This window comes from Streptomyces sp. NPDC085931, from assembly GCF_044540565.1.
Classification (GTDB): Bacteria; Actinomycetota; Actinomycetes; order Streptomycetales; family Streptomycetaceae; genus Streptomyces.
Genome location: NZ_JBITSK010000020.1, coordinates 28,700 through 50,639, shown reverse-complemented (window position 1 = coordinate 50,639; position 21,940 = coordinate 28,700). Strand labels below are relative to the sequence as shown.

General features: G+C 72.6%; 18 protein-coding genes and 5 tRNA genes. 11 read left to right on the top strand and 12 right to left on the bottom strand.

Annotated elements, in window-relative coordinates; genetic code table 11:
- The first annotated feature begins 40 nt into the window (after positions 1 to 40).
- Both ACIGAN_RS32220 and bldC read left to right on the top strand, forming a co-directional pair.
- Positions 41 to 886 (top strand): hypothetical protein, encoded by an 846-nt coding sequence (locus tag ACIGAN_RS32220; protein WP_365742421.1) that lies wholly within the window; start codon positions 41 to 43, stop codon positions 884 to 886.
- A gap of 598 nt (positions 887 to 1,484) precedes the next feature.
- The gene (bldC, locus tag ACIGAN_RS32215) at positions 1,485 to 1,691 is read left to right on the top strand and encodes a developmental transcriptional regulator BldC (RefSeq protein ID WP_003949541.1); all 207 of its coding nucleotides are present in this window, start codon (positions 1,485 to 1,487) and stop codon (positions 1,689 to 1,691) included.
- A 455-nt stretch (positions 1,692 to 2,146) separates the two neighbouring features.
- Here the strand turns inward: bldC and ACIGAN_RS32210 are convergent, their stop codons facing one another.
- The 7 genes from ACIGAN_RS32210 to ACIGAN_RS32180 all read right to left on the bottom strand — a co-directional run bounded on the left by ACIGAN_RS32210 (position 2,147) and on the right by ACIGAN_RS32180 (position 8,747).
- Positions 2,147 to 2,350 (bottom strand): DUF6274 family protein, encoded by a 204-nt coding sequence (locus tag ACIGAN_RS32210; protein WP_365091765.1) that lies wholly within the window; start codon positions 2,348 to 2,350, stop codon positions 2,147 to 2,149.
- Between the two features lie 178 nt (positions 2,351 to 2,528).
- Positions 2,529 to 2,603: transfer RNA gene (locus ACIGAN_RS32205), tRNA-Asp, on the bottom strand.
- A 92-nt stretch (positions 2,604 to 2,695) separates the two neighbouring features.
- A complete protein-coding gene (gene hrpA / locus ACIGAN_RS32200; protein ID WP_399862874.1) occupies positions 2,696 to 6,640 on the bottom strand; it encodes an ATP-dependent RNA helicase HrpA in 3,945 nt (1,314 codons plus the stop codon).
- Positions 6,641 to 6,811: 171 nt separating this feature from the next.
- Positions 6,812 to 6,885: transfer RNA gene (locus ACIGAN_RS32195), tRNA-Phe, on the bottom strand.
- Positions 6,886 to 6,909: 24 nt separating this feature from the next.
- Positions 6,910 to 6,984 (bottom strand) — tRNA-Asp (locus tag ACIGAN_RS32190).
- A gap of 35 nt (positions 6,985 to 7,019) precedes the next feature.
- A tRNA-Glu gene (locus ACIGAN_RS32185) sits at positions 7,020 to 7,092 on the bottom strand.
- An 80-nt stretch (positions 7,093 to 7,172) separates the two neighbouring features.
- The gene (locus ACIGAN_RS32180) at positions 7,173 to 8,747 is read right to left on the bottom strand and encodes a metallophosphoesterase family protein (RefSeq protein WP_399862872.1); all 1,575 of its coding nucleotides are present in this window, start codon (positions 8,745 to 8,747) and stop codon (positions 7,173 to 7,175) included.
- Positions 8,748 to 8,830: 83 nt separating this feature from the next.
- Between ACIGAN_RS32180 and ACIGAN_RS32175 the strand changes: the two genes are divergently transcribed.
- The 9 genes from ACIGAN_RS32175 to ACIGAN_RS32135 all read left to right on the top strand — a co-directional run bounded on the left by ACIGAN_RS32175 (position 8,831) and on the right by ACIGAN_RS32135 (position 17,645).
- Complete coding sequence (locus tag ACIGAN_RS32175) at positions 8,831 to 9,181, top strand: metallopeptidase family protein (RefSeq protein ID WP_190199398.1); 351 nt, start codon at positions 8,831 to 8,833, stop codon at positions 9,179 to 9,181.
- 87 nt (positions 9,182 to 9,268) lie between these two features.
- Positions 9,269 to 9,802 (top strand): hypothetical protein, encoded by a 534-nt coding sequence (locus tag ACIGAN_RS32170; RefSeq protein WP_399862870.1) that lies wholly within the window; start codon positions 9,269 to 9,271, stop codon positions 9,800 to 9,802.
- Positions 9,803 to 10,150: 348 nt separating this feature from the next.
- Positions 10,151 to 12,364 (top strand): DEAD/DEAH box helicase, encoded by a 2,214-nt coding sequence (locus ACIGAN_RS32165; RefSeq protein ID WP_399862868.1) that lies wholly within the window; start codon positions 10,151 to 10,153, stop codon positions 12,362 to 12,364.
- Positions 12,365 to 12,512: 148 nt separating this feature from the next.
- Positions 12,513 to 12,585, top strand: a tRNA-Lys gene (locus ACIGAN_RS32160).
- A gap of 396 nt (positions 12,586 to 12,981) precedes the next feature.
- Positions 12,982 to 13,092: a keywimysin-related RiPP gene (locus ACIGAN_RS32155; RefSeq protein ID WP_365091717.1), complete on the top strand. Its 111-nt coding sequence runs from the start codon at positions 12,982 to 12,984 to the stop codon at positions 13,090 to 13,092.
- A gap of 26 nt (positions 13,093 to 13,118) precedes the next feature.
- Entirely contained in the window at positions 13,119 to 14,957 is a 1,839-nt protein-coding gene (locus ACIGAN_RS32150; RefSeq protein ID WP_399862866.1) for a lasso peptide isopeptide bond-forming cyclase, read from the top strand.
- Positions 14,958 to 14,989: 32 nt separating this feature from the next.
- Complete coding sequence (locus tag ACIGAN_RS32145) at positions 14,990 to 15,244, top strand: lasso peptide biosynthesis PqqD family chaperone (protein WP_365091714.1); 255 nt, start codon at positions 14,990 to 14,992, stop codon at positions 15,242 to 15,244.
- A complete protein-coding gene (locus ACIGAN_RS32140) occupies positions 15,241 to 15,675 on the top strand; it encodes a lasso peptide biosynthesis B2 protein (RefSeq protein ID WP_365091711.1) in 435 nt (144 codons plus the stop codon). Before ACIGAN_RS32145 ends, ACIGAN_RS32140 begins: the two co-directional genes overlap by 4 nt.
- Positions 15,676 to 15,821: 146 nt before the next feature.
- The gene (locus tag ACIGAN_RS32135; RefSeq protein WP_399862863.1) at positions 15,822 to 17,645 is read left to right on the top strand and encodes an ABC transporter ATP-binding protein; all 1,824 of its coding nucleotides are present in this window, start codon (positions 15,822 to 15,824) and stop codon (positions 17,643 to 17,645) included.
- A 13-nt stretch (positions 17,646 to 17,658) separates the two neighbouring features.
- Here ACIGAN_RS32135 and ACIGAN_RS32130 read toward each other — a convergent pair whose 3' ends face one another.
- The 5 genes from ACIGAN_RS32130 to ACIGAN_RS32110 form a co-directional block, all read right to left on the bottom strand.
- Complete coding sequence (locus ACIGAN_RS32130) at positions 17,659 to 18,696, bottom strand: ATP-binding SpoIIE family protein phosphatase (protein WP_365742386.1); 1,038 nt, start codon at positions 18,694 to 18,696, stop codon at positions 17,659 to 17,661.
- Positions 18,696 to 19,139, bottom strand: coding sequence for an anti-sigma regulatory factor (locus ACIGAN_RS32125; RefSeq protein ID WP_365742384.1), 444 nt, complete (start codon positions 19,137 to 19,139; stop codon positions 18,696 to 18,698). Before ACIGAN_RS32125 ends, ACIGAN_RS32130 begins: the two co-directional genes overlap by 1 nt.
- Entirely contained in the window at positions 19,136 to 19,561 is a 426-nt protein-coding gene (locus ACIGAN_RS32120) for an STAS domain-containing protein (RefSeq protein WP_365742382.1), read from the bottom strand. Before ACIGAN_RS32120 ends, ACIGAN_RS32125 begins: the two co-directional genes overlap by 4 nt.
- A complete protein-coding gene (locus tag ACIGAN_RS32115) occupies positions 19,558 to 20,475 on the bottom strand; it encodes an STAS domain-containing protein (RefSeq protein WP_399862861.1) in 918 nt (305 codons plus the stop codon). The genes ACIGAN_RS32120 and ACIGAN_RS32115 overlap by 4 nt, the downstream gene beginning before the upstream one ends.
- Before the next feature lie 138 nt (positions 20,476 to 20,613).
- Positions 20,614 to 21,774, bottom strand: coding sequence for a PP2C family protein-serine/threonine phosphatase (locus ACIGAN_RS32110; protein WP_399862939.1), 1,161 nt, complete (start codon positions 21,772 to 21,774; stop codon positions 20,614 to 20,616).
- Between the last annotated feature and the right edge of the window lie 166 nt (positions 21,775 to 21,940).

Sequence of the window (21,940 nt, the reverse complement as noted above, 5' to 3'; positions counted from 1 at the left end):
CCGCAGGTTTCCGCCGCGGTGCGCGGGGGAGGGAGCAGGCGTGCCCAAGGTGTCCTCGGTGATCGTCCCCTACGCGAGCTACCTGCGCGTGTACGAACCGCTGGCCGCCTTCCCCGAGCCGGAGCGCGGCCACTGGGCCCGCTACGCCCGCCGTCCGGACCGTCCCTCGTACCAGGACGAACTCCGGGGCGCCCTGGCCGACTTGGCGCCCACGCCGCCGGTCCCGGTGCCGGTGCACGAGAGCGAGGACGCCTTCGTGCTGGACGTGGACGGGGTCGTCTGCGTCTGCCCCTGGCGTACCCGGCTGCGCGGCTGGCTGGCCCTGGAGGACCTCTCGGAGGAGCTCCCGGCGTTCGTGCTGGACGCGGTCCTGCCGCCCGTCCTGCGCCGCCAGGCCGCCCAGGACTACGAGCGCTGGCTGGCGATCAACCCGGACGCCCGGCCGTGGATCCGCACGGCGACCTGGCAGGTGCCGATCAGCTGGTTCGTGCTGGTCGGCGACGAGGAGCGCGAGTACGACAAGGGCGACGGCGCGGACAGCCCGCCCGTGCTGCGCTACCGCACCCCCATGGTCCAGGCCCGGCGGCGCGTGGCCCGGGGCCTGCGCGCCCTGCGCGAGGCCATGGACGAGGGCCCGCTGATCGACGGCCTGCTGGACGTCGGGCGCTGGCTGGAGGAGTTCCACCCGCGCTCGCTGGTGGAGCTGGACTACGGCGGCCTGGTGCACGCGGTGCCGGCCGGGACGCTGGAGGACGACCACTCGGCGGCCGACGTGGCGGAGGGCATCGCCGCGCTGCGCCGGGGCGACGGCGCGGCCGCGGGGGAGGCGTACGCCCGGCTCGTGCAGCGGTGGCGTTCCGTACGGGATCTGCGGTCGGCCAACTGACCCCTGACCACGGGGTCCGCACGGAACGCGGGCGGTCGGTAACGAACTGACGTTTGACGAACCGCCCGATTTGGGGTTTCGTCCTCGCACCGAGTTCCTGAAGCGGGCCGTGCGTTTTCTGAGGCTTCGTCAACAAGGGACGTAGGACCCGATCCGGGCGTACCGCGCAAGCAGGCCAAGCGTGACGGACTACACGTACGAGGCCCTTGCGCCGCTTGCCCCTCCTCATGCCAAAATAGGACAAGGAGTCCGGGGAGGGCTCCTTCCGTCCCTAGTGCTGCACTATGGGTGGAATCTCAGCATTGCACGCTTTGGGGGGTCTCGTGACTCCTGATCGCCGCTGTGACTGATCGTCACAGCGGCGTGACTGTCCGCTATGGCATGGTCCATCGGCTTCCGTGGCTGATGGGCACCTGGAGGGGCAATTCCATCGGTTTGGCCGACGCGGCTGGACAGATGGTGTAGTTGTAGTGCCGAGGACAAGCCGTTCGTCCTATAACCGACTCGACTCGCGTCCGCCATTTCGGGCAACGCGGGTCAAGGTGCAGAATTTAGAGGAAAGAACCGAGAAGGTTCGGTTCTCCCGAGGAGGCCGCTCATGACCGCTCGCACCCCTGATGCCGAGCCGCTGCTGACCCCGGCTGAGGTCGCCACGATGTTCCGCGTCGACCCCAAGACGGTCACGCGGTGGGCGAAGGCCGGCAAGCTCACGTCGATCCGCACGCTCGGCGGGCATCGGCGCTACCGCGAGGCCGAGGTCCGCGCTCTGCTCGCGGGCATTCCGCAGCAGCGCAGCGAGGCCTGAACAACTGAATACCGGGCGAAACGGTCCGTCCCCCAACTGGCCGTGACGTCCGGACCCACAGCTCCAAGCGACGCGGGGTCCTGCCCCAACAGGCCCCACGCCCGAGCCAGAGAGAGCTTTCCGGGCATGTAACAGGGTGCGTCGTCGATCGCGCTGGACTCCGCCGGGTCCAGCGCGATCTTTTTTGTGCGCCGGGCGCCGACCGCGGGACCCGCTGTGAGCGGCCTTGTCGGAGTCTGGGGAGGGGTGTCGGATCGGCTGAGTGCGGCACCTCGGACAAGGTGCAATTGCACATATTAAATTGACCCTTTGTAGGAGGCGGGTAAATACCGCACTTCGTCAAACTCATGCGGTGACACCCGTCACATACCGAGCGGCTTGTTAGCGCCGCCGCGGGTGGGGTAGAGGAACCCCTCGCTCCAGCTCCCTTTGTGCGTACGGGTGTTGAGGCCGCCTCACGCCGGCGCCGGGCTCTCGTCCCCGGCGACCCCGTCCCCGGCCGCGTTCGCCGCCTGAACGGGGCGCGGGGCGGACTCCATCGCCAGCCGCAGCAGGTGATGGCAGATCGGGCAGTGCCGGGTGAGATGCCGGTAGGACGACGCGGCCGCCAGGTGCGCGCGGAGCAGGGCCCGCGTCTCGTGCCTGACCGATGCCGCCATACGCCACCTCCACGGGCCGTACGGGGGACGGCCCTGGTTCTGGGGTACCGGCCGATTGAGGGGGCGTCAAGACGGCGCGAGGGGGCGCACGAAGCCGTGCACGCACCGGCCGCTGACCCCAGGGGTCCCCGCGGGCAGACAAAAAGAGCCCGGATCCGAAGATCCGGGCTCTCTGCTGCGGTCCTGACGGGATTTGAACCCGCGGCCTCCACCTTGACAGGGTGGCGAGCACTCCAAACTGCTCCACAGGACCAGGTTTCGCCGCGCTTTCGTGCGTTGCGCTGCGAGAAGAGACTGTACAGGAGGGTGAGCCCCGGGTCGAACTCACCCAGCGTGCGCGGACGATCACGGTGCCAGCGCGTCGATCGCCTTCACGATCCGCTTGTCCGAGACCGGGTACGCCGTGCCGAGCGCGTGGGCGAAATAGCTGACCCGGAGCTCCTCCAGCATCCAGCGCACGTCCAGCACCTGCCGCGGCACCGGCCGGCCCTGCGGCATCTGCTCCAGCAGCCAGGCGTACTCGTCCTGCATCTCCTTGACCTTCTCCATGCGCGTGGTGTCGCGCTGGACGTTCGTCGGCATCTGCTGCAGGCGCCGGTCGGCCGCGACCAGGTAGCGCATCAGGTCCGGCATCCTGCGTACGCCCGCCTCCGTGACGAAGCCGGGCTTCACCAGGGCGTCCAGCTGGCCGCGGACGTCCTGGAGGTTCGGCAGCAGCGCCGGGCTGCGTACGGCCTTCAGACGGCGCTCACAGGCCTGCCAGGCCGCCAGGACCTGCTGCACCTGGCCCACCGTGCGGACGGTCGTGTCGACGATCTCGGCGCGCACCTTGTCGAACAGCTTGCGGTACGACTCCTCGTCCCACGCGGGGCCCCCGAAGTCCGCGATCAGCTTGTCCGCCGCCGCCGTCGCGCAGTCGTCGAACAGGGCCTGCACCGAGCCGTGCGGGTTGGAGGACAGCGCGAGCTTCTGCGCGTTGGTCAGCTTGTCGGAGGCGAACTTCGCCGGGTTCACCGGGATGTTGCGCAGGATCAGGCGGCGGGTGCCCTTCCACATCGCCTCGGCCTGCTCGGCCTCGGTGTCGAAGAGGCGCACCGAGACGGTGTCGCCGTCGTCGACCAGCGCCGGGTAGGCCTTGACCGGCTGGCCGGCCCTGCGCGTCTCGAAGACGCGTGTGAGCGTGCCGATCGTCCAGTCGGTGAGGCCCTTGCGCTCCAGGGACTCGCCGCCCTGCCGCTCGGCCGTGGCCGCCGCGGCCTGCGAGAGCGCCTTGCGGGCCTTGGGCTTCAGCCGGAGCTTGAGCGCCTCAAGGTCCTTGTCCTCGGCCAGCTTGCGGCGCCGCTCGTCGACGATCCGGAAGGTGATCTTGAGGTGGTCGGGCACCTTGTCCCAGTCGAAGTCCTCGGCGTCGAAGGGGACTCCGACCATGAGCCGCAGCTCGCGGGCCATGGTGGTGGTGAGGGGCTCCTGGAGCGGGACCGCCTTGTCCAGGAAGGCCTTGGCGTAGTTGGGCGCGGGCACGTAGTTGCGGCGGATCGGCTTGGGCAGGGAGCGGATCAGCTCCGTGACCAGTTCCTCCCGCAGGCCCGGGATCTGCCAGTCGAAGCCCTCGTCGGTGACCTGGTTGAGGACCTGGAGCGGGATGTGGACGGTCACGCCGTCGGCGTCCGCGCCCGGCTCGAACTGGTACGTCACCCGGAACTTGAGGTTCCTCTGGCGCCACGCGTCGGGGTAGTCGGCCTTGGTGACCTCGCCCGCCTTCTCGTTGATGAGCATCTCGCGCTCGAAGTCGAGGAAGTCGGGCTGCTCGTGCCGCTTGCGCTTCCACCAGGAGTCGAAGTGCGCGCCGGAGACGACGTGTTCGGGGATGCGCCGGTCGTAGAAGTCGAACAGCGTCTCGTCGTCGACCAGGATGTCCCGGCGCCGGGCGCGGTGCTCCAGCTCCTCGACCTCGGTGAGGAGCCGGCGGTTGTCCGCGAAGAACTTGTGGTGCGTGCGCCAGTCGCCCTCGACGAGCGCGTTGCGGATGAACAGCTCGCGGCTGATCTCCGGGTCGATCCGGCCGTAGTTGACCTTCCGCTGCGCCACGATCGGCACGCCGTAGAGCGTGACCTTCTCGTACGCCATGACGGCCGCCTGGTCCTTCTCCCAGTGCGGCTCGCTGTAGGTGCGCTTGATCAGGTGCTGGGCGAGGGGCTCGACCCACTCCGGCTCGATCTTCGCGTTGACCCGGGCCCACAGGCGCGAGGTCTCGACGAGTTCGGCGGACATCACGAACCGCGGGGGCTTCTTGAACAGGGCCGAGCCGGGGAAGATCGCGAACTTGGCGTTGCGGGCGCCCAGGTACTCGTTCTTCGCGCCGTCCTTCACGTCCTTCATGCCGATGTGGGACAGCAGGCCGGCGAGGAGGGAGAGGTGGACGCGGTCGGCCGGGGCGTCGTCCTCGTTGAGGTGGATGCCCAGCTGCTTGGCGACCGTGCGCAACTGCGTGTAGATGTCCTGCCATTCGCGGATGCGAAGGAAGTTGAGGTACTCCTGCTTGCACATCCGGCGGAAGGACGACGAGCCGCGCTCCTTCTGCTGCTCGCGGATGTAGCGCCAGAGATTGAGATAGGCGAGGAAGTCGCTGGTCTCGTCCTTGAAGCGGGCGTGCTGCTGGTCGGCCTGGGTCTGCTTGTCGGCGGGGCGTTCGCGCGGGTCCTGGATGGACAGCGCGGCGGCTATGACCATGACCTCGCGGACGCAGCCGTTCTTGTCCGCCTCCAGGACCATGCGGGCCAGGCGTGGGTCGACGGGCAGCTGGGCGAGTTTGCGGCCGGTCTCGGTGAGCCGCTTGCGGGGGTCCTTCTGCGCCGGGTCGAGGGCGCCCAGCTCCTGGAGGAGCTGCACACCGTCGCGGATGTTGCGGTGGTCCGGCGGGTCGATGAAGGGGAACTTCTCGATGTCGCCGAGGCCGGCCGCGGTCATCTGCAGGATGACGGAGGCGAGGTTGGTCCGGAGGATCTCCGCGTCCGTGAACTCCGGGCGGGCGTTGAAGTCGTCCTCGCTGTAGAGGCGGATGCAGATGCCGTCGGAGGTACGGCCGCAGCGGCCCTTGCGCTGGTTGGCGCTGGCCTGTGAGATCGGCTCGATCGGCAGGCGCTGGACCTTGGTGCGGTGGCTGTAGCGCGAGATGCGGGCGAAGCCGGGGTCGATGACGTACTTGATGCCCGGGACGGTCAGGGACGTCTCGGCGACGTTCGTGGCCAGAACGATCCTGCGGCCGGTGTGCGGCTGGAAGACGCGGTGCTGCTCGGCGTGGGAGAGCCGGGCGTAGAGCGGCAGGATCTCCGTGAACCGGTAGTTCTTCTTGGTCAGGGCGTCGGCGGTGTCGCGGATCTCCCGCTCGCCGGAGAGGAAGACGAGGATGTCGCCTTGGCCCTCCTTCTGGAGTTCCTCGACGGCGTCGATGATCGCGGTGATCTGGTCGCGGTCGGCGTCGTCGCCGTCCTCCTCGAGAAGCGGGCGGTAGCGCACCTCGACCGGGTACGTGCGGCCGCTGACCTCGATGATCGGGGCGTCGCCGAAGTGCCGCGAGAAGCGCTCCGGGTCGATCGTCGCCGAGGTGATGACGACCTTGAGATCGGGGCGCCTGGGCAGCAGCTGGGCGAGGTAGCCCAGCAGGAAGTCGATGTTGAGGGACCGCTCGTGGGCCTCGTCGATGATGATCGTGTCGTAGGCGCGCAGCTCGCGGTCGGTCTGGATCTCGGCGAGCAGGATGCCGTCCGTCATGAGCTTGACGAAGGTGGCCTCGGGGTCGACCTGGTCGGTGAAGCGGACCTTCCAGCCGACGGTCTCGCCGAGGGGAGTGTTCAGCTCCTCGGCGACGCGCTCGGCGACGGTGCGGGCGGCGATCCGGCGCGGCTGGGTGTGCCCGATCATGCCGCGCACGCCCCGGCCGAGCTCCATGCAGATCTTGGGGATCTGCGTGGTCTTCCCGGAGCCGGTCTCGCCGGCGACGATCACCACCTGGTGGTCGCGGATCGCGGCCGCGATGTCGTCCTTCTTCTGGCTGACCGGCAGCTGCTCGGGGTAGGTGATCGCGGGTACGCGGGCCCGGCGGCGGGCCATCCGCTCCTCGCTCTTGGCGATCTCCGCCTCGATCTCGGCGAGCACGGCGGCCCGGGCCTCCGGCTTGCGGATCTTGCGCGCACCTTCGAGCCTGCGCCCGAGCCGCTGCGCGTCGCGCAGGGACAGCTCGGTCAGACGGGGGGCGAGGGCGCCGAGGGCGGGGGCGGAGTGCGTAGACATACGGAATCCAGGATCTCATCCCCGCCAAATTCGTGGCTAACGCTTTTGCCCCGGGGCGGGGCGGTGGCTCCCGCCCTGCCCCCCGTCTGGGATCGGAGGGGATGCGAGCGGCACGAAAGAGCCCCTCTCCGGAATCCCGGAGAGGGGCTCAGGCCCTGGTGAGGGCTGCGGTGGCTGGGGCCGGGGTCGAACCGGCGACCTTCCGCTTTTCAGGCGGACGCTCGTACCAACTGAGCTACCCAGCCACGAGGTTTCACGTGAAACCTCAGCGGTCCTGACGGGATTTGAACCCGCGGCCTCCACCTTGACAGGGTGGCGAGCACTCCAAACTGCTCCACAGGACCAAGCGTCGTACGACAGTGTCGCACAGGGTGGTGCGTGCCCCCAACGGGATTCGAACCCGTGCTACCGCCTTGAAAGGGCGGCGTCCTAGGCCGCTAGACGATGAGGGCTATCGGCCCGCCTGGGCGCTTCTCAGCGCGTCGGGGACGTGAGAAGCATATGGGATGGCGGGAGCTATCGCCAAAACGGTTTAGGAGGAGGGGCTGGCGGAGCCTTCGGGGGAGGTGTCCGGGGACGGGGTGGCACCGGGCTGGTTCTCCTCCGGCAGGTGGCGGCTGACCTCGGCCGTCGTGAGGCCCAGGCCGCCCAGCTCGATCTCGTCCCACGCCTGGAGATGCCGGGTGTCCCGGTCGAAGTAGAGGATCGACGCCTCGATCGGGTCGGGGTGCCGGCCCTCGATGGCACGCAGGCCGCTGCCGCCCGTGGAGCCCTCGATGCGCAGCCGGGTGCCGTACTTCAGGACCTCCATCTCGTCGTGGTGCAGGTGGCCGGCCAGGACGAGGGGGACCTCGCCGTCGACCTCGCGGGCCGCGGAGGGCTCGTGGGCGATGGCCACGTCCACCGGGGTGCCGGCCGCCCGCTGGTCGCGCAGGGCCGTGGCCAGGCGGGCGCCCGCGAGCTCCTGGGACTGTTCGGCACCGGCGCCCTTGGAGCGGTCCGGGGTGAACTGCGGATCGCCGATGCCCGCGAAGCGCAGGCCCTTGATCGTCTTCGCCCGGCCGCCGTCCAGGACGTGGACGTTCCTCAGGCCCTCCAGATACCGCTGGGTGATCATCGAGTCGTGGTTGCCGCGGACCCAGACGTACGGGGCGCCCAGGTCCTCGATGGGGTCGAGGAAGCCGTTCTCGGCGGCCGTGCCGTGGTCCATCGTGTCGCCCGAGTCGACGATCACGTCGACCTGGTACTGCTCCACGAGCGAGGCGATGATCTTCCAGCTCGCCGGGTTGAGGTGGATGTCGGAGACGTGCAGCACCCGGATCGTGGAGGGGTCGGGCGCGTAGGCGGGGAGCGTCGAGGTGGCGTCGTAGAGCTTGGTCACGTTGGTGACCAGGCGGGCCAACTCCTTCTGGTAGACGTCGAATTCCGTGACGATGCTGCGCGCGTTGCCGACCAGGGAGGGGGCGGAGGTGAGCAGGCCGGAGAACTTGGGCTCCAGGACCGAGTCCGGGCGCCAGGTCGCGTACGCCGTGCCGCCCGAGGCGGCGAGCAGGGCGAGGGCCAGGCCGCCGGCGGCCATCGCGCGGCGGGGGCGGCGGTAGACCGCGAGGCCCAGGGCGGTGGCGCCCACGACGACGGCGACGCCGGAGCGGACGGCCAGGTCGAGGGTGCCGCGGCCGACGTCCTCGGCGACCTCGTCCTGCAGACCGGAGAGCCGTTCGGGGTGGTCGACCAGGGCCTGGGAGCGGTCGGGGTCGAGCTGGTCGACGTTGACGTCCAGGCGGACCGGGGCGATGTGGCTGTTCAGCTCCAGGGCGCCCAGCGGCGAGATGTTGATCTTCGTCCCGCCGGTGAGAGACGGGCGCAGGGTCATCGTCGTGTTCATGGGGCCGACCGGGACCCGGACGTTGCCCACGACCAGCAGACCGAGCCAGGCGCCGACCAGGACGACGGTCAGGAGTCCCACCGCGCGGGTCCAGGGGTGCGGCTGCGGCACGAGCGCGATCGTGGTGGGCGCCTGGCGGGAGCGGTAGTGGCGGGCCAGGGCGCGCGGGGCCCTGCGGATCGGGTTCAGGACACTCAGGACTGCGGCGGGGACGCGGGCCATTGGTCCCGTATGCCCAAGTCCGGGGCCGGATATGCGGCGCCGGGAGGCTCTCGTACGCGGGTGTCGTGGCCGACAATGGGCCTGTGCTGGAGATGACGCGCGAGGAGTTCGAGGAACTGGTCGCCGAGGCGCTCGACCGGATCCCGCCGGAGCTGACGCGACTGATGGACAACGTCGCGGTGTTCGTCGAGGACGAACCGCCGGCGGACGATCCCGAGCTGCTCGGGCTGTACGAGGGGACTCCGCTGACCGACCGTGGCGAGTGGTACGCCGGTGTGCTGCCGGACCGGATCACCATCTACCGCAACCCGACCCTGCGGATGTGCGAGTCGCGGGAGGACGTCGTCGCCGAGACGGAGATCACGGTGGTGCACGAGATCGCGCACCACTTCGGCATCGACGACGAGCGCCTTCACGCCCTGGGCTACGGCTGAGCGGGTTGTGAATACGGGGCGCGTGTCCTCTTGTGGGCGGCGGGAGTTGGAGGTGTTGACTCCATCACCCCTCCCGGAGGTGGCCCCGTGCGCCCCTTGTACGTACCCGTCCGCCTGGCCGCCACCGTCGTGGCCGTCGCCGCTGCCGCCGGCTGTATGAGCGTGGGCGACGACGACGCGGGCGGGCGTGCCAAGCCGTCGCACTCGGCCGGGCAGCGAGGCGGCGGGGCGTCCGGCGGCGGCTCGACGGTGTCGGGCGGCGCCGGCGGGTTCGGGCCCGCGGCGGCCGACGGGGAGCGCGGGCGCGGCAAGGGCAAGAAGGGGAAGAAGGGCGAGCGCGGGCGGCCCGGGGAGTCGGCGCCGCCGCGGGTGTCGCCGACGCCGGACGCGAGCGCGTCCGCGCCCGGGGGCGGCAAGCCGGGGAAGACCACCAGGCCGACGGTGCGGCCGCCGGCCCAGCCGACGCCCACCCGGACGACCGAGCCGGAGCCGACCCCGACGACGCAGGAGCCGACGGCGTCCCCGGAGCCGACGCCGGAGCCGTCGTCCTCGGCCCACGAGCCGCCCGCTCCCCAGCTGGCCCAGCGGGAACCGGCCCCGGAGGCGGGGGCGCCGGCGTAGTGACCGGCCTCACCAGGTCCTGCCCCCGCGCGGGGGCCGGGCGGGGTCCGGGCGGGGGAACATCTCCGGGGGGTGGGTGGTTGACCCCGGCGGGAAGCGTTCCGAGTCGTCTGCGGCCGGGCGGTTTCCCGCTGTCTCCCGCTCGGTCCGGTTTGCGCAACGCGGCCCGGACTGCGTATGGTGGCAGATCGTTTGATCCCATCTTGCCCGGCGCCACCGCAGAGCGCGCCGTGTGGCGCGTACTCTCCCTTGCCGTGGTGGACCGCATTGAGGCGGTCGTATTGCGAATCGCGAATCACGGAGTTGACGGGCGCGTGCCGACGAGACTCCGGAAGGTTTCGCATTCGCATGTCCATCGCCAGTACTGATCACGTCGTCGTGCCCGAGAACGAGGCAGTCGACACCACCCCCGACAGCGCCCCCGAGGCCACCTTCGCGGACCTCGGCCTGCCCGAGGGCGTCGTGCGCAAGCTCGCGCAGAACGGCGTGACCACCCCCTTCCCGATCCAGGCCGCGACCATCCCGGACGCCCTGGCCGGCAAGGACATCCTCGGCCGCGGCCGCACCGGCTCCGGCAAGACCCTGTCGTTCGGTCTGCCGACCCTGGCGCGTCTGGCCGGCGGCCGCACCGAGAAGCACAAGCCGCGCGCCGTCATCTTGACCCCCACGCGTGAGCTCGCCATGCAGGTCGCCGACGCGCTCCAGCCCTACGGCGACGTCCTCGGCCTGAAGATGAAGGTCGTCTGCGGCGGTACGTCCATGGGCAACCAGATCTACGCCCTGGAGAAGGGCGTCGACGTCCTGGTCGCCACCCCGGGCCGGCTGCGCGACATCATCAACCGCGGCGCCTGCTCCCTGGAGAACGTCGAGGTCGCCGTCCTCGACGAGGCCGACCAGATGTCCGACCTGGGCTTCCTGCCCGAGGTCACCGAGCTGCTCGACCAGGTCCCGGCCGGCGGTCAGCGCATGCTGTTCTCGGCCACGATGGAGAACGAGATCTCCACCCTGGTCAAGCGCTACCTGAGCAACCCGGTCACGCACGAGGTCGACAGCGCCCAGGGCAACGTCACGACGATGTCGCACCACATCCTCATCGTGAAGCCCAAGGACAAGGCGCCGGTCACCGCCGCGATCGCCTCCCGCAAGGGCCGCACGATCATCTTCGTCCGCACCCAGCTGGGCGCCGACCGTATCGCCGAGCAGCTGTGCGACGCCGGTGTGAAGGCCGACGCGCTGCACGGCGGTATGACGCAGGGCGCGCGCACCCGCGTGCTGGAGGACTTCAAGAAGGGCTACGTCAACGCGCTCGTCGCGACCGACGTCGCCGCTCGCGGCATCCACGTCGACGGCATCGACCTGGTGCTGAACGTGGACCCGGCCGGGGACCACAAGGACTACCTGCACCGGTCCGGCCGTACCGCGCGTGCGGGCCGTTCCGGCACCGTCGTGTCGCTGTCCCTGCCGCACCAGCGGCGCCAGATCTTCCGGCTGATGGAGGACGCGGGCGTCGACGCCACGCGCCACATCATCCAGAGCGCCGGCGCCTTCGACCCGGAGGTCGCCGAGATCACCGGGGCCCGGTCCATGACCGAGGTCCAGGCCGAGTCCGTGGGCAACGCCGCGCAGCAGGCCGAGCGCGAGGTCGCCCAGCTCACCAAGGAGCTGGAGCGGGCGCAGCGCCGGGCGAACGAGCTGCGCGAGGAGGCCGACCGGCTGCTCGCGCGGGTCGCGCGCGAGCGGGGCGAGGAGCCCGTGGCCGCGGACACCGAGGCCGGGGACGCCCCCGTCGCCGTCGAGGTGTCGGTGCCCGAGCAGCCGACCGCCCAGGACGTCGAGCGCCAGGACCGCGCGGACCGCGCCGAGACCTCCGCGCCCTACGAGCGCCGGGAGCGGCGCGACGAGCGGGGCGGAGCCGGGCGCGACCGGTACGCCGACCGGGACCGGTCCTTCGACCGGGACCGGTCCTTCGACCGGGACCGTTCGTCCGACCGGGACCGTTCGTTTGAGCGCCGTGACGACCGTGGCGGCCGTTCCTTCGACCGTCGTGACGACCGCGGTGGCCGTTCCTTCGAGCGCCGCGACGACCGCGGTGGCTTCAACCGCGACCGTCGTGACGACCGTGGCGGCCGTTCGTTCGAGCGCCGCGACGACCGTGGCGGCTTCCGCCGGGACGACCGGGCGGACCGGGGCGACCGCGGTGAGCGCGGCGGCTTCCGGCGCGACGACCGCGGCGAGCGGGGCGACCGGGGCGGCTTCAACCGCGACCGTCGTGACGACCGTGGCGGGCGTACCTTCGAGCGCCGTGACGACCGCGGTGGCTTCAACCGCGACCGTGACCGCGGCGGCTTCCGCCGGGACGAGCGCGGTGGGCACCGGGGCAGCGACCGTCCCTTCAACCGCGACCGCCGGGACGACCGTCCGGGCTTCCGCTCCGGCGGCCACGACCGTCCGGGGCACGACCGTCCGGGCCACGACCGCCCCTACGGCCGTCGTGACGACCACCGCGGCGGCGGTTCGTTCGGCCGCCGCGAGGACAAGCCGCGCTGGAAGCGCAACGGCTGATCCCGACGCGTGACGAGCGCCGTGGCCCCGGGCGGGCCACGGCGCTCGGCCGTTCCGGCCCCGTTTCGCCCCCCGGCGCGGCCGGGACACCGATACCCGATCGGAGACTCGGCGTCCTCCGGCTATGCTCGTGGGGGCAACATCGCCCGGGCCCTTAGCTCAATTGGCAGAGCAGTGGACTTTTAATCCATTGGTTGTGGGTTCGAGTCCCACAGGGCCTACCGTCCGGCCCCGGATCGGAGAGCTTCCGACCCGGGGCCGTGTGCGTGGTGCGGCGTTCCGGCCGAAGCAAGAAGGAGTGCGCGCACGGCGGTCCGTGCGCCGGGAGCCTCCCCGCTACGGTCCCGCCGCCGGTGCCGGCCGACCGGCCGGGGCGGCGCTCCCGACGCACAGCTCGGAGCGTTTCTGCACAGTCCTGGACGAAGACGCTCCCTGGTCGGGGGCCGTCGGGCGGCGTGAGTTCGTGGGGCGGGACATGCCGGCTTTCACCGTACTTTGCATATCATCTGATGGTCTCTCACGGTCTTGTCCTGCGCGCCGGTTGTGCAGATGACTAGGTGCTGCGCCCGCGTAAGCGGTCGTGCAAGCGCAAGTGCAACCGCAACCGAGGAGAGATCATGAAGAAGGCATACGAAGCGCCCACGCTGGTCCGGCTCGGGACCTTCCGCACGAAGACGGGTCTCCTGCAGCGCTCCGGCAACGACCGTCTGATCCTCAGCAAGAACTGACGAGCGACGGTCACTGACCCGACGTCATGACGGAACTGCACTCCTGTGCGGGGACGGGCCCCGGCGACGCGCACTTCACGGTCTTCACCGACCGGGAGGACGCGGCCGCCGTGGCCCGCTCCTTCGCCCGCCCCGGCACCCGAACCCTCCCGCACCCCTCGGGCCGGCCCTGGCTGGTCGGCCGGTGGGCCGACGAGGAGATCGTCACCGCGCAGGCCGGCCGCGCCGCCCTGGCCGTCATCGGCTGCTGCCCGGTCGACGCCGCCCGGCTGCGCCGCCACGCCGAGCGGCTGCGCGACCTCGCCGACGCCGGCGCCCTGGCCCGCTCGCTGCCCGGCAGCTTCCACCTCGTCGCCGCCCTCGACGGCCGTGTCCGGGTGCAGGGCACCGCGTCCGGGCTCCGGCTCGTCTTCCACGCCACCGTGGACGGCGTACGGGTGGCCGCCACCCGGGCCGACGTGCTCGCCCGCGCCCTCGGCGCCGAACCGGACCCGGAGCGCATCGCGGTGCGGCTGCTGTGGCCCGCCCCCTACCCGCTGTCCGAGACCTCGCTGTGGCGGGACGTCACCGCCGTACCGCCCCAGGAGGCGCTGTACGTCGGCGCGGACGGGCGCGGTGCCCGGCACGTGCGCTGGTGGACGCCGCCGGAGCCGGTCCGCCCGCTCACCGGGGGCGCCCCGGTGGTGCGGGAGGCCCTCGCCGCGGCCGTGGACGCCCGGACCCGCGGCGGCGGGGTGGTCAGCTGCGATCTCTCCGGCGGACTGGACTCGACCTCCCTGTGCTTCCTGGCCGACCGTTCCGCCGCCCGCGTGGTGGCCAGCACCTGGCCGGGCCGGGACCCGGCCGACACCGACCTGTACTGGGCCGAGCAGGCGGCCAAGCACCTGCCGGACGTGGAGCACGTGGTGTGGGACGCCGACGCCTCGCCGCTGGTCTACGAGGACCTGCTGAACATCGACGACCTGCTGGACGAACCCACCATCGGCGTCATGGACCGCTCCCGGGTCCTGCACCACCTGCCCGGCATGGCCGAGCGGGGCAGCAGGCTCCATCTCACCGGCATCGGCGGCGACCACGTGGCCTGGTGCTCCGAGGCGTACTACCACCGGCTGGCGCGCACCCGGCCGCTGTTCGCCTGGCGGCAGCTGCGCGGCTTCCGGGCCCTGTGGCAGTGGCCCCTCGGCGGCACGCTCAGGGCACTGGCCGATTCCCGTCCGTACGGCAGGTGGCTCGCCGACGCGGCCGGGGAGCTGCGCGCCCCGATGCCGGCCAGTGTCACCACCAGTCTCGGCTGGGGCATGCCCCCGCGCCTGTTCGACTGGGTCACCCCCGACGCCGAACAGGCGGCGCGCCGGGCGCTGCGCGAAGCGGCCGCGACGGCCACGCCGCTCCACCCCGACCGGGGCCTGCACGCCGACCTGGAGCAGATCCGCTCCTGCACCCGCATCATCCGCCAGTGGGACCGCATGGCCGCCCGGGCCGGGGTGCCGATGGCCTCGCCGTTCCTCGACGACCGCGTCATCGAGGCCTGCCTCGCCGTCCGGCCCGCCGAACGCGTCTCGCCCTGGCAGTACAAGCCCCTGCTCACCACCGCCCTGCGCGGCATCGTGCCCGAGACGTGTCTGCGGCGCACCAACAAGGCCGCCGCCTCGATGGACGCCGCCGAAGGGCTGCGCAGGCACCGCGGCGACCTGCTGGCGCTGTGGGAGGACTCCCGGCTCGAGGCGCTCGGTCTGGTCGACGGGGACGCGCTGCGCCGCCTCGCCCAGCGCCCCGCCACCCCCGGGCTGCGCGACGCCATCCTCTACTCGACCATCGCCGCCGAGGTCTGGCTGCGCGGACTGTCCCGTACCCCCACCCCTTGAGAACGCCACGCCGGAGAAAGGCAGTTCGCATCATGGCATTGCGGTTCGGCCCCGACGTCTCCACCGCTCAGACCGCGTACGGCACCGTCCTGCTGGACGAGCGCAGCGGCGACTACTGGGAGCTCAATCCCACCGCCACCCTGGTCGTCACCACCCTCCTGGAGGGCGGCGACGAGAGGGCCGCGGCGGACGCGCTCGTCGCGCGGTTCGACATCGACCGGGCCCGCGCCGAGGACGACGTCGCCGCTCTCGTACGGGAGTTGCGGGAATCGGGGCTGGCCCGATGACCACCCCCAGCGCCCTGGAGCGCCCCACCGGAGTGCCCTTCGCCCGGCGCGTGGCCGCGCGGGCGGTGCTCCTGCCCGCCCTCGCGCTGTCGCTGCTGCCCCCGCGCCGGATCCGCGCCGTGCTCGCCCTGCTGCGCCGCGGGGCCGCACCGGCCACCGCCGCACAGGCCCGGGACGCACGGGACGCCCTGTGCGCGGTCAGTCTGCGCTGCGCCGGGCCGAAGGGCTGTCTGCCCCGGTCCCTGGGCGCCGTCCTGCTCTGCCGGCTCGGCGGCACCTGGCCCACGTGGTGCACCGGCGTGCGCGTGGTGCCGCCCTTCACGGCCCACGCCTGGATCGAGGCGGAGGGCCGTGCCGTGGGCGAGGGCGTGCCGGACGACTACTTCGCCCGGCTCATCACCGTCCCCGCCGCGAGCCGCGCCGCCCGATGAGCGACCCGGCGGCGGTGCCCGCGGACGCACGCGGACGCGAGCAGGACGGCGAAGGCGGCCACGGGGACGTGGGCGGGGACCCGGGCGGCTGTGAAGTCGGGCCGGGGCACGCCGGGGGCGGACCGGATCGTTCCACCCGGGCGGCCGTGCGCACCCTGTACGGGCTCACCGCCGGCCACCGGTCCTCCGTCGCCGTCGCCTGCGTCCTCACCCTGGTGGGTTCGGCGCTGGGGCTGGCCCAGCCGCTCGTCGCGCAGCGGGCCGTCGACACCGCCGGCGGCGGGGTGCCGTGGGCCCTGCTGCTGGCCCTGGCCGTCCTGTTCACGGCCGAGGCGGCGACCGGCGCGGTGGGGCGGTACGTCCTGGAGCGCATGGGCGAGGGCGTCGTACGGCAGCTGCGGCACGGCCTGGTGGCGCGGCTGCTCCGGCTGGAGATGCGCGAGCACGACCGGCACCGCACCGGCGACCTGATCTCCCGGGTGACCGTCGACACGACCCTGCTGCGGGAAGTGGTCTCCCAGGCCCTGGTCGACCTGGTGACCGGGTCGCTCGTCGCGGCCGGCGCCATCGCCCTCATGCTGTGGCTCGACGCCCTGCTGCTGTTCCTGGTCGCGGCGACGGTCGCGGTCGCGGCCCTGGTCGTGACGTCCCTGCTGAAGGGCATCCGGGCCGCCTCCGAGCGGATGCAGAGTTCCGTCGGGGCCATCGCCGCCGACCTGGAGCGCGCGCTGGGCGCCCTCGCGATGGTCCGGGTGCACCGGGCCGAGGAGCGTGAGGCACGGCGTATCGGGGAGCGGGTGGAGGCGGCGTACGGCGCGGGGGTGCGGACCGCGAAGCTCGCGTCGCTGATGAGCCCCGCGGTCGAACTCGCCGTCCAGGGCTCGTTCCTGCTCGTGCTGGTGGTCGGCGGTCTGCGCGTCGGCGGGCAGGCCCACTCCCTCGGCGACCTGGTCGCCTTCCTGCTGTACGCCTCGTACCTGGTCCTGCCGCTGTCGTCGGTCTTCCGCGCGGTCGGCCTGATCCAGCGGGGCATGGGCGCCTACGCGCGCGTCGAGCAGGCGCTGACCCTGCCGGCCGAACCCGCCGAACCCGCCGAACGCACTGGACCCGCCGGACTCGCCGGACCCGTCAGGCCCCTCGCGCCCCCGCGCGCCGGTACGGCCGTGGCCGTGCCGCGCGAGGAACCCGTCCTGGCCCTGCGCGACGTCACCTTCGGCTACGACCCCGCCCGGCCGGTGCTGCGCGGGGTGACCCTCGCCGTCGCGGACCGCTGCCAGACCGCGCTGGTCGGCCGGTCGGGGGCCGGGAAGAGCACGATCTTCGCCCTGGTGGCCAGGTTCTACGAACCGGACCGGGGGACGCTCCTCTTCGACGGGCGGCCCGCCGCCGGACTGACCCGGTCGGAGTGCCGCGCCCGTATCGCCGTCGTCGACCAGAACACCCACGTCGTCCACGGAACGCTCCGGGACAACATCACCTACGCCGCGCCCGGCGCCGGCGAGGCGGAGGTGCGGCGGGTCGTGGAACTCGCCCAGCTCGAGGACGTCGTGCGCAGGCTGCCCGGCGGCCTGTCCGGCATGCTCGGCGAGCGCGGCGGCACCCTCTCGGGAGGGGAGCGCCAGCGCGTCGCCCTGGCCCGCGCCCTGCTGGCCCGGCCGCGGCTGCTCCTGCTGGACGAGCCCACCTCCCACCTGGACGCCATCAACGAGACCGCGCTCGCCCGGGTGATGCGGGACGTGGCGCGGGAATGCGCCCTGCTGGTGATCGCGCACCGGCTCTCCACCGTGCAGCACGCCGACCGGATCGTCGTGCTGGACGACGGGCGGGTCAGTGCCTGCGGCACGCACGAGGAGTTGCTCGCCGGCAGTCCGGTCTACCGGGAACTGGCGGCGGGTCAGATGCTGCGTCCGGCTTCCGGGCCGCTCCGCGTCACGGGGGGCGCCGGGCCCCGCCCGCGCGGCGGCCGCTAGTCCGGGCCGGGCCTCAGGAACCCGCGCCGCCCCCCAGTACCACCACGCACGTGTCGTCCCCGGCCGGCCGGGCCGCGCTGCCCGCGTCCCGCAGGAGCACCGCCGCCACCACCGCCGGGTCGCGCCGCAGGAGGACGGCGTCGTCGGGTGGGGTCCAGCGGGTGGGCATCCCGTCGCTGTGCAGGACCAGCAGGCTGTCCTCGCGCCAGGGTTCCCGCTGCACCGGCAGGGTCGCGGGGGCCTGGGCGCCGACGATGCCCGGGTGGGAGAGCAGGTACTTCCAGCCGCCGTCGGTGCGCAGCCGGGCGCCGATGTTACCGATGCCGGCGAAGCCGAGCCGGCCGGAGTCGAGGTCGACCTGGGCCACGGCGACGGCCGCGCCCCGGGTGCGGCGCAGTGCCCGGCCCAGGTGCCGCAGGATGTCGGCGGGCGGCCGGTCCGCCACGTCGCGCAGTTCGGCCACGGCGGTCGTGGAGGCCTCGGCGGCCTTGACGCCGTGGCCGAGGCCGTCGGCGAGCAGCAGGGTCAGCCGGTCGCCGGTGTGCACCCGGCCCCAGGCGTCCCCGGAGTGTTCGGCCCGGCCGAGGGGGACGTTCACGCCGCCGGCCCGCGGGTGCGGGGACGGGGACGAGCCGCGCACGGCCGGGTCGTGGTCGATGCGGGCCACCGCCACGGTGCCCCGGCCCACGGCGCTGTGCAGGTCGAAGGCGTTCGCTATGCGCCGGCAGGTGCCGAGTCCGGCGCCCAGGGTGGCGGCGGTGCTGTAGCCGTCGCGCATGGCCTGGGCGACGTCCGGGATGCCCGGGCCGTGGTCCAGGGACAGCAGTTGCACGGCCGTCCGGTGGTCCTGCGCGCTCTGCACCAGGTTGATGATCACGTGCCCGTCGTCGGCGTGCCGCAGCAGGTTGGTGGCCAGCTCCGTCGCCACCAGCGCGGCGGTCGCGGTGCGCTGCGGGGGCAGTCCGGCGCAGGCGCTGGCCTCCTCGGCGGCCACGCGCACGTCCCGCACCCGGGTCGAGTCGGCCACCGGCACGTCCCAGACCCTGCTCATCACGGCCCCGGCCGGGTCGGCGGTACGACGGTGGTCCAAGCGGTGACGGTGACGGTGGTCCCCGCGCCGGGCGTGCTGTCCACCTCGAACTCCTGGACGAGACGCTTGGATCCGCTCAGGCCGAGGCCGAGTCCGCCGCCGCTGGTGTAGCCGTCGGTCATCGCCAGGTCCAGGTCCCGGATGCCGGGTCCGGAGTCGACGAAGGCCAGCCGCAGGCCCCGCGCCTGGCCGGTGTGCAGCGGGGTGAGCTCCATATGGCCGCCCCCGCCGTGGACGAGGGTGTTGCGGGCCAGCTCGCTGGCGGCGGTGACCAGTTTGGTCTGCTGCACCAGGCCGAAGCCCAGCTCGGCGGCGGCCTGCCGGACCTGCTGGCGCACCCAGGCCAGATCGGCGTCCGAGCCGATGGGCAGGGTGGCCGGGGCGGCGTGCCGGGACGCGGTCACCAAGGACTCCCCTCGCCGTCGCGTGGGTCACCGGTGAGCAGTTCCATGGCGCGCTCGACGTCCAGGGCGGTCCGCAGCCCGGGCAGGGTCAGTCCCAGCTCGACCAGGGTGATGGCCACGGCGGGGCGCATGCCGGCCAGGACCGTGCGCGCGGCCAGCAGTTCGGCGCCGGCGGCGATCTCGGCGAGAACCCGGCCCAGGAAGGAGTCGACGATCTCCACGCCGGAGATGTCGATGACCACGCCGGTCACCCGGGAGTGCGCGATCCGGTCCGTGATGTCGTGCTGGAGCTGCTCGGCCATGCCGTCGTGCAGCTCTCCCTGGAGCGTGACCAGCAGGACGTCGCCGAGCCGGAGGACCGGCACGGTGTAGCCGTACCCGCCGGCGGCTCCGGCCGCCGGGAAGCCCGCGGCCCCGGTCACCGCGGACCCGCGTCCGTCGCCGCGGCGGCCGCGCGCAGCGGCGCGATCTCGACGCCCTGCCTGCTGAGCGCGTAGGCCAGGGCGTCCGCCAGGCTGGCGCGGGTGAGCACCGTGCCGAGGTCGATGCCGAGGTGGACGATGGTCTGCGCGATGGCGGGACGGATGCCGGAGACGATGCACTCGGCGCCCATCAGCCGGGCCGCGGCGACCGTCTTCATCAGGTGCTGCGCGACCAGCGAGTCGACCGTGGGCACGCCGGTGATGTCGAGGATGGCGTACCGGGCGCGCTCGGCGACGATCGCGTCCAGCAGGGACTCCATGACGACCTGGCTGCGGGCGCTGTCCAGCGTGCCGATGAGCGGGACGGCGACCGTGCTGTCCCAGAGCTTGATCACGGGGGTGGCCACCTCGTGCAGCTGCTCGCGCTGGCGGGCGATGACCTCCTCGCCCGCGCTGACGGTGGTCTCCATCACGACCAGGCGCAGCGTGCCCATGAGCAGGGTGAGCGCCACGACGCACTCCTGGGCCGCGGGGGCGGACGGGTCCTCGAACTCGGCGCGCAGCAGCTCGGTCACCGGCTCGCGCAGGGCGGCCACCTCGCGTGCCACCCCGTCCGGGTCGCTGCCCGTGCGGGCGCGGGAGACGGCCATCCGCCCCAGCTGGTCGCGGACCGCCTCGAAGCCGGGCGCCCGGATGTCCTCCAGCCGTCCGGCGGCGGCCACCGCGGCCAGTGCGGCGGCGACGGCCCTGCCCGCCTCGACCGCTTCGTCGCGTGAGACGGTGAAGACCGTGCGGAACAGCGCGGCGTCGGCCCAGCGTTGGGCGATCTGCTCCCGGCGCCGTTCGAGAAAGGCGCTGACCCGGTGGGCGGCCGGCTGCTGTTCCGCGTTCTCTTCCGACACCGACACGTGCATCGCTCCCTTGCGCGGGCCGGACCGAGGTCGCTCCGGCGCCTCAGTCCGTTACTTGCCGTATGACAAACATTAGTGCCGACGTTCGGCACCACCAAACACCGTGGTGCGGACGCCCTCGACCTGCGCTTTCCCCGCCGTTCAGCGGCCACGCCAGTCGAGGCACACCACCATGGCGTCGTCGTCCGGGAGGGCGCCGCCCCGGTGGCCGGTCAGTTCGCGCAGGATCGCCCGGGGCACCTCGGCGGCCGGGAGCAGCCGGGTGGACTGGATCGCCCGGGCCAGGGCGGCGGCGCCGTACGTCTCGCCGCCCGGGGAGGCGACGTCGTACACCCCGTCGCTGACGAAGATCAGCCGGTCGCCCGGCTCGACGTGGAACTCCTGGGCCACGTAGTCGGTCTCCTCGAACATCCCCAGCGGCAGCTGCGCCTCGAAGGCCACCCGCTCGACCGTGCCCTCGCGCAGCCGCAGCAGTTGCGGCGACCCGGCGTCCACCGCCCGGACCCGCCCGGTGGCCAGGTCGATGTCGAGCATGACCACCGAGAGGTAGCAGCGGCCCCGGTAATGGGCGTACACCGCCTGGTCGGCGAGGGCCGCCTGATCGGCGAGGGGGAGGCCGGCCCTGCGGGCGTTGCGCAGGGCGTTGATCGCCAGGTTCGTCAGCAGGGAGGCCTCTATGCCCTCCCCCATGCCGTTGGTGACGTAGAGGCTGAGCCGGTCGGCCGTGGCGGACCAGTCGAAGTTGTCCCCGAAGATCGCGTACGCCGGTTCCAGCTGGGCGCCCAGCTCGTACTCGGGGCGGACGCAGGAGCGGCCCGGCAGCAGCTGCCACTGCATCTCGGCGGCCAGCGTGAGCCGGTCCTTGCGCCGGGCCTGGAGGTAGAGGTCGGTGTCCCGCTCGGCCACCACCACCTCGTGCCCCAGCACCTCGGCGATCTCGGCCAGTTCGGTCAGGACGGACCGGGCGTGCTCGTGGCCGCGCAGGGTCACCGTCAGCACGCCGAGGCGGTCGCCGCGCACGGTGACCGGCAGATGCGCGCGCACGAGGTCGTCCGGGAGCCACTCCACGTGCGGCTCCTGCGCGCCGAAGGCCCGGCCGGCCGGGCCGCTGTGCACCGGCACCGGCTGGAGGGTGTGCGGCAGGACGGACACCGGCTGCAGCACGGTCAGGCCGTAGTCGGCGAGGAACAGCTCGACGGAGTCCGCCGCGTACTGATCGGTCAGTACACGACGGACCGCGTCCAGCAGTTCGTGGGGTGCCGCCGTGCGCAGGGCGCGCTCGGCGGCCACGAATCTGTTCATGATCGTCGTCACGGGGGTTGCTCCACCAATCCTTGGTCGGGCGCCGGCCGCTTCCGGGGCGGGCACCGACGGGTTCTACGGGCTTCTACGGGTTCCGGGGGGACGCGGGGCCGGGGTGCGCGGGCCCGGGTATGAGCGGGTGGGCGGCCGGCGGGAGGAGGGGCGG

Coding starts and splice junctions, on each gene's coding strand:
- ACIGAN_RS32150 (WP_399862866.1), top strand. CDS start 13,119: ATGACGGAACTGCACTCCTGTGCGGGGACGGGCCCCGGCGACGCGCAC.
- ACIGAN_RS32115 (WP_399862861.1), bottom strand. CDS start 20,475: ATGCACGTGTCGGTGTCGGAAGAGAACGCGGAACAGCAGCCGGCCGCC.
- ACIGAN_RS32130 (WP_365742386.1), bottom strand. CDS start 18,696: ATGAGCAGGGTCTGGGACGTGCCGGTGGCCGACTCGACCCGGGTGCGG.
- ACIGAN_RS32155 (WP_365091717.1), top strand. CDS start 12,982: ATGAAGAAGGCATACGAAGCGCCCACGCTGGTCCGGCTCGGGACCTTC.
- ACIGAN_RS32210 (WP_365091765.1), bottom strand. CDS start 2,350: ATGGCGGCATCGGTCAGGCACGAGACGCGGGCCCTGCTCCGCGCGCAC.
- ACIGAN_RS32165 (WP_399862868.1), top strand. CDS start 10,151: ATGTCCATCGCCAGTACTGATCACGTCGTCGTGCCCGAGAACGAGGCA.
- ACIGAN_RS32145 (WP_365091714.1), top strand. CDS start 14,990: ATGGCATTGCGGTTCGGCCCCGACGTCTCCACCGCTCAGACCGCGTAC.
- ACIGAN_RS32110 (WP_399862939.1), bottom strand. CDS start 21,774: ATGAACAGATTCGTGGCCGCCGAGCGCGCCCTGCGCACGGCGGCACCC.
- ACIGAN_RS32180 (WP_399862872.1), bottom strand. CDS start 8,747: ATGGCCCGCGTCCCCGCCGCAGTCCTGAGTGTCCTGAACCCGATCCGC.
- hrpA (WP_399862874.1), bottom strand. CDS start 6,640: ATGTCTACGCACTCCGCCCCCGCCCTCGGCGCCCTCGCCCCCCGTCTG.
- ACIGAN_RS32140 (WP_365091711.1), top strand. CDS start 15,241: ATGACCACCCCCAGCGCCCTGGAGCGCCCCACCGGAGTGCCCTTCGCC.
- bldC (WP_003949541.1), top strand. CDS start 1,485: ATGACCGCTCGCACCCCTGATGCCGAGCCGCTGCTGACCCCGGCTGAG.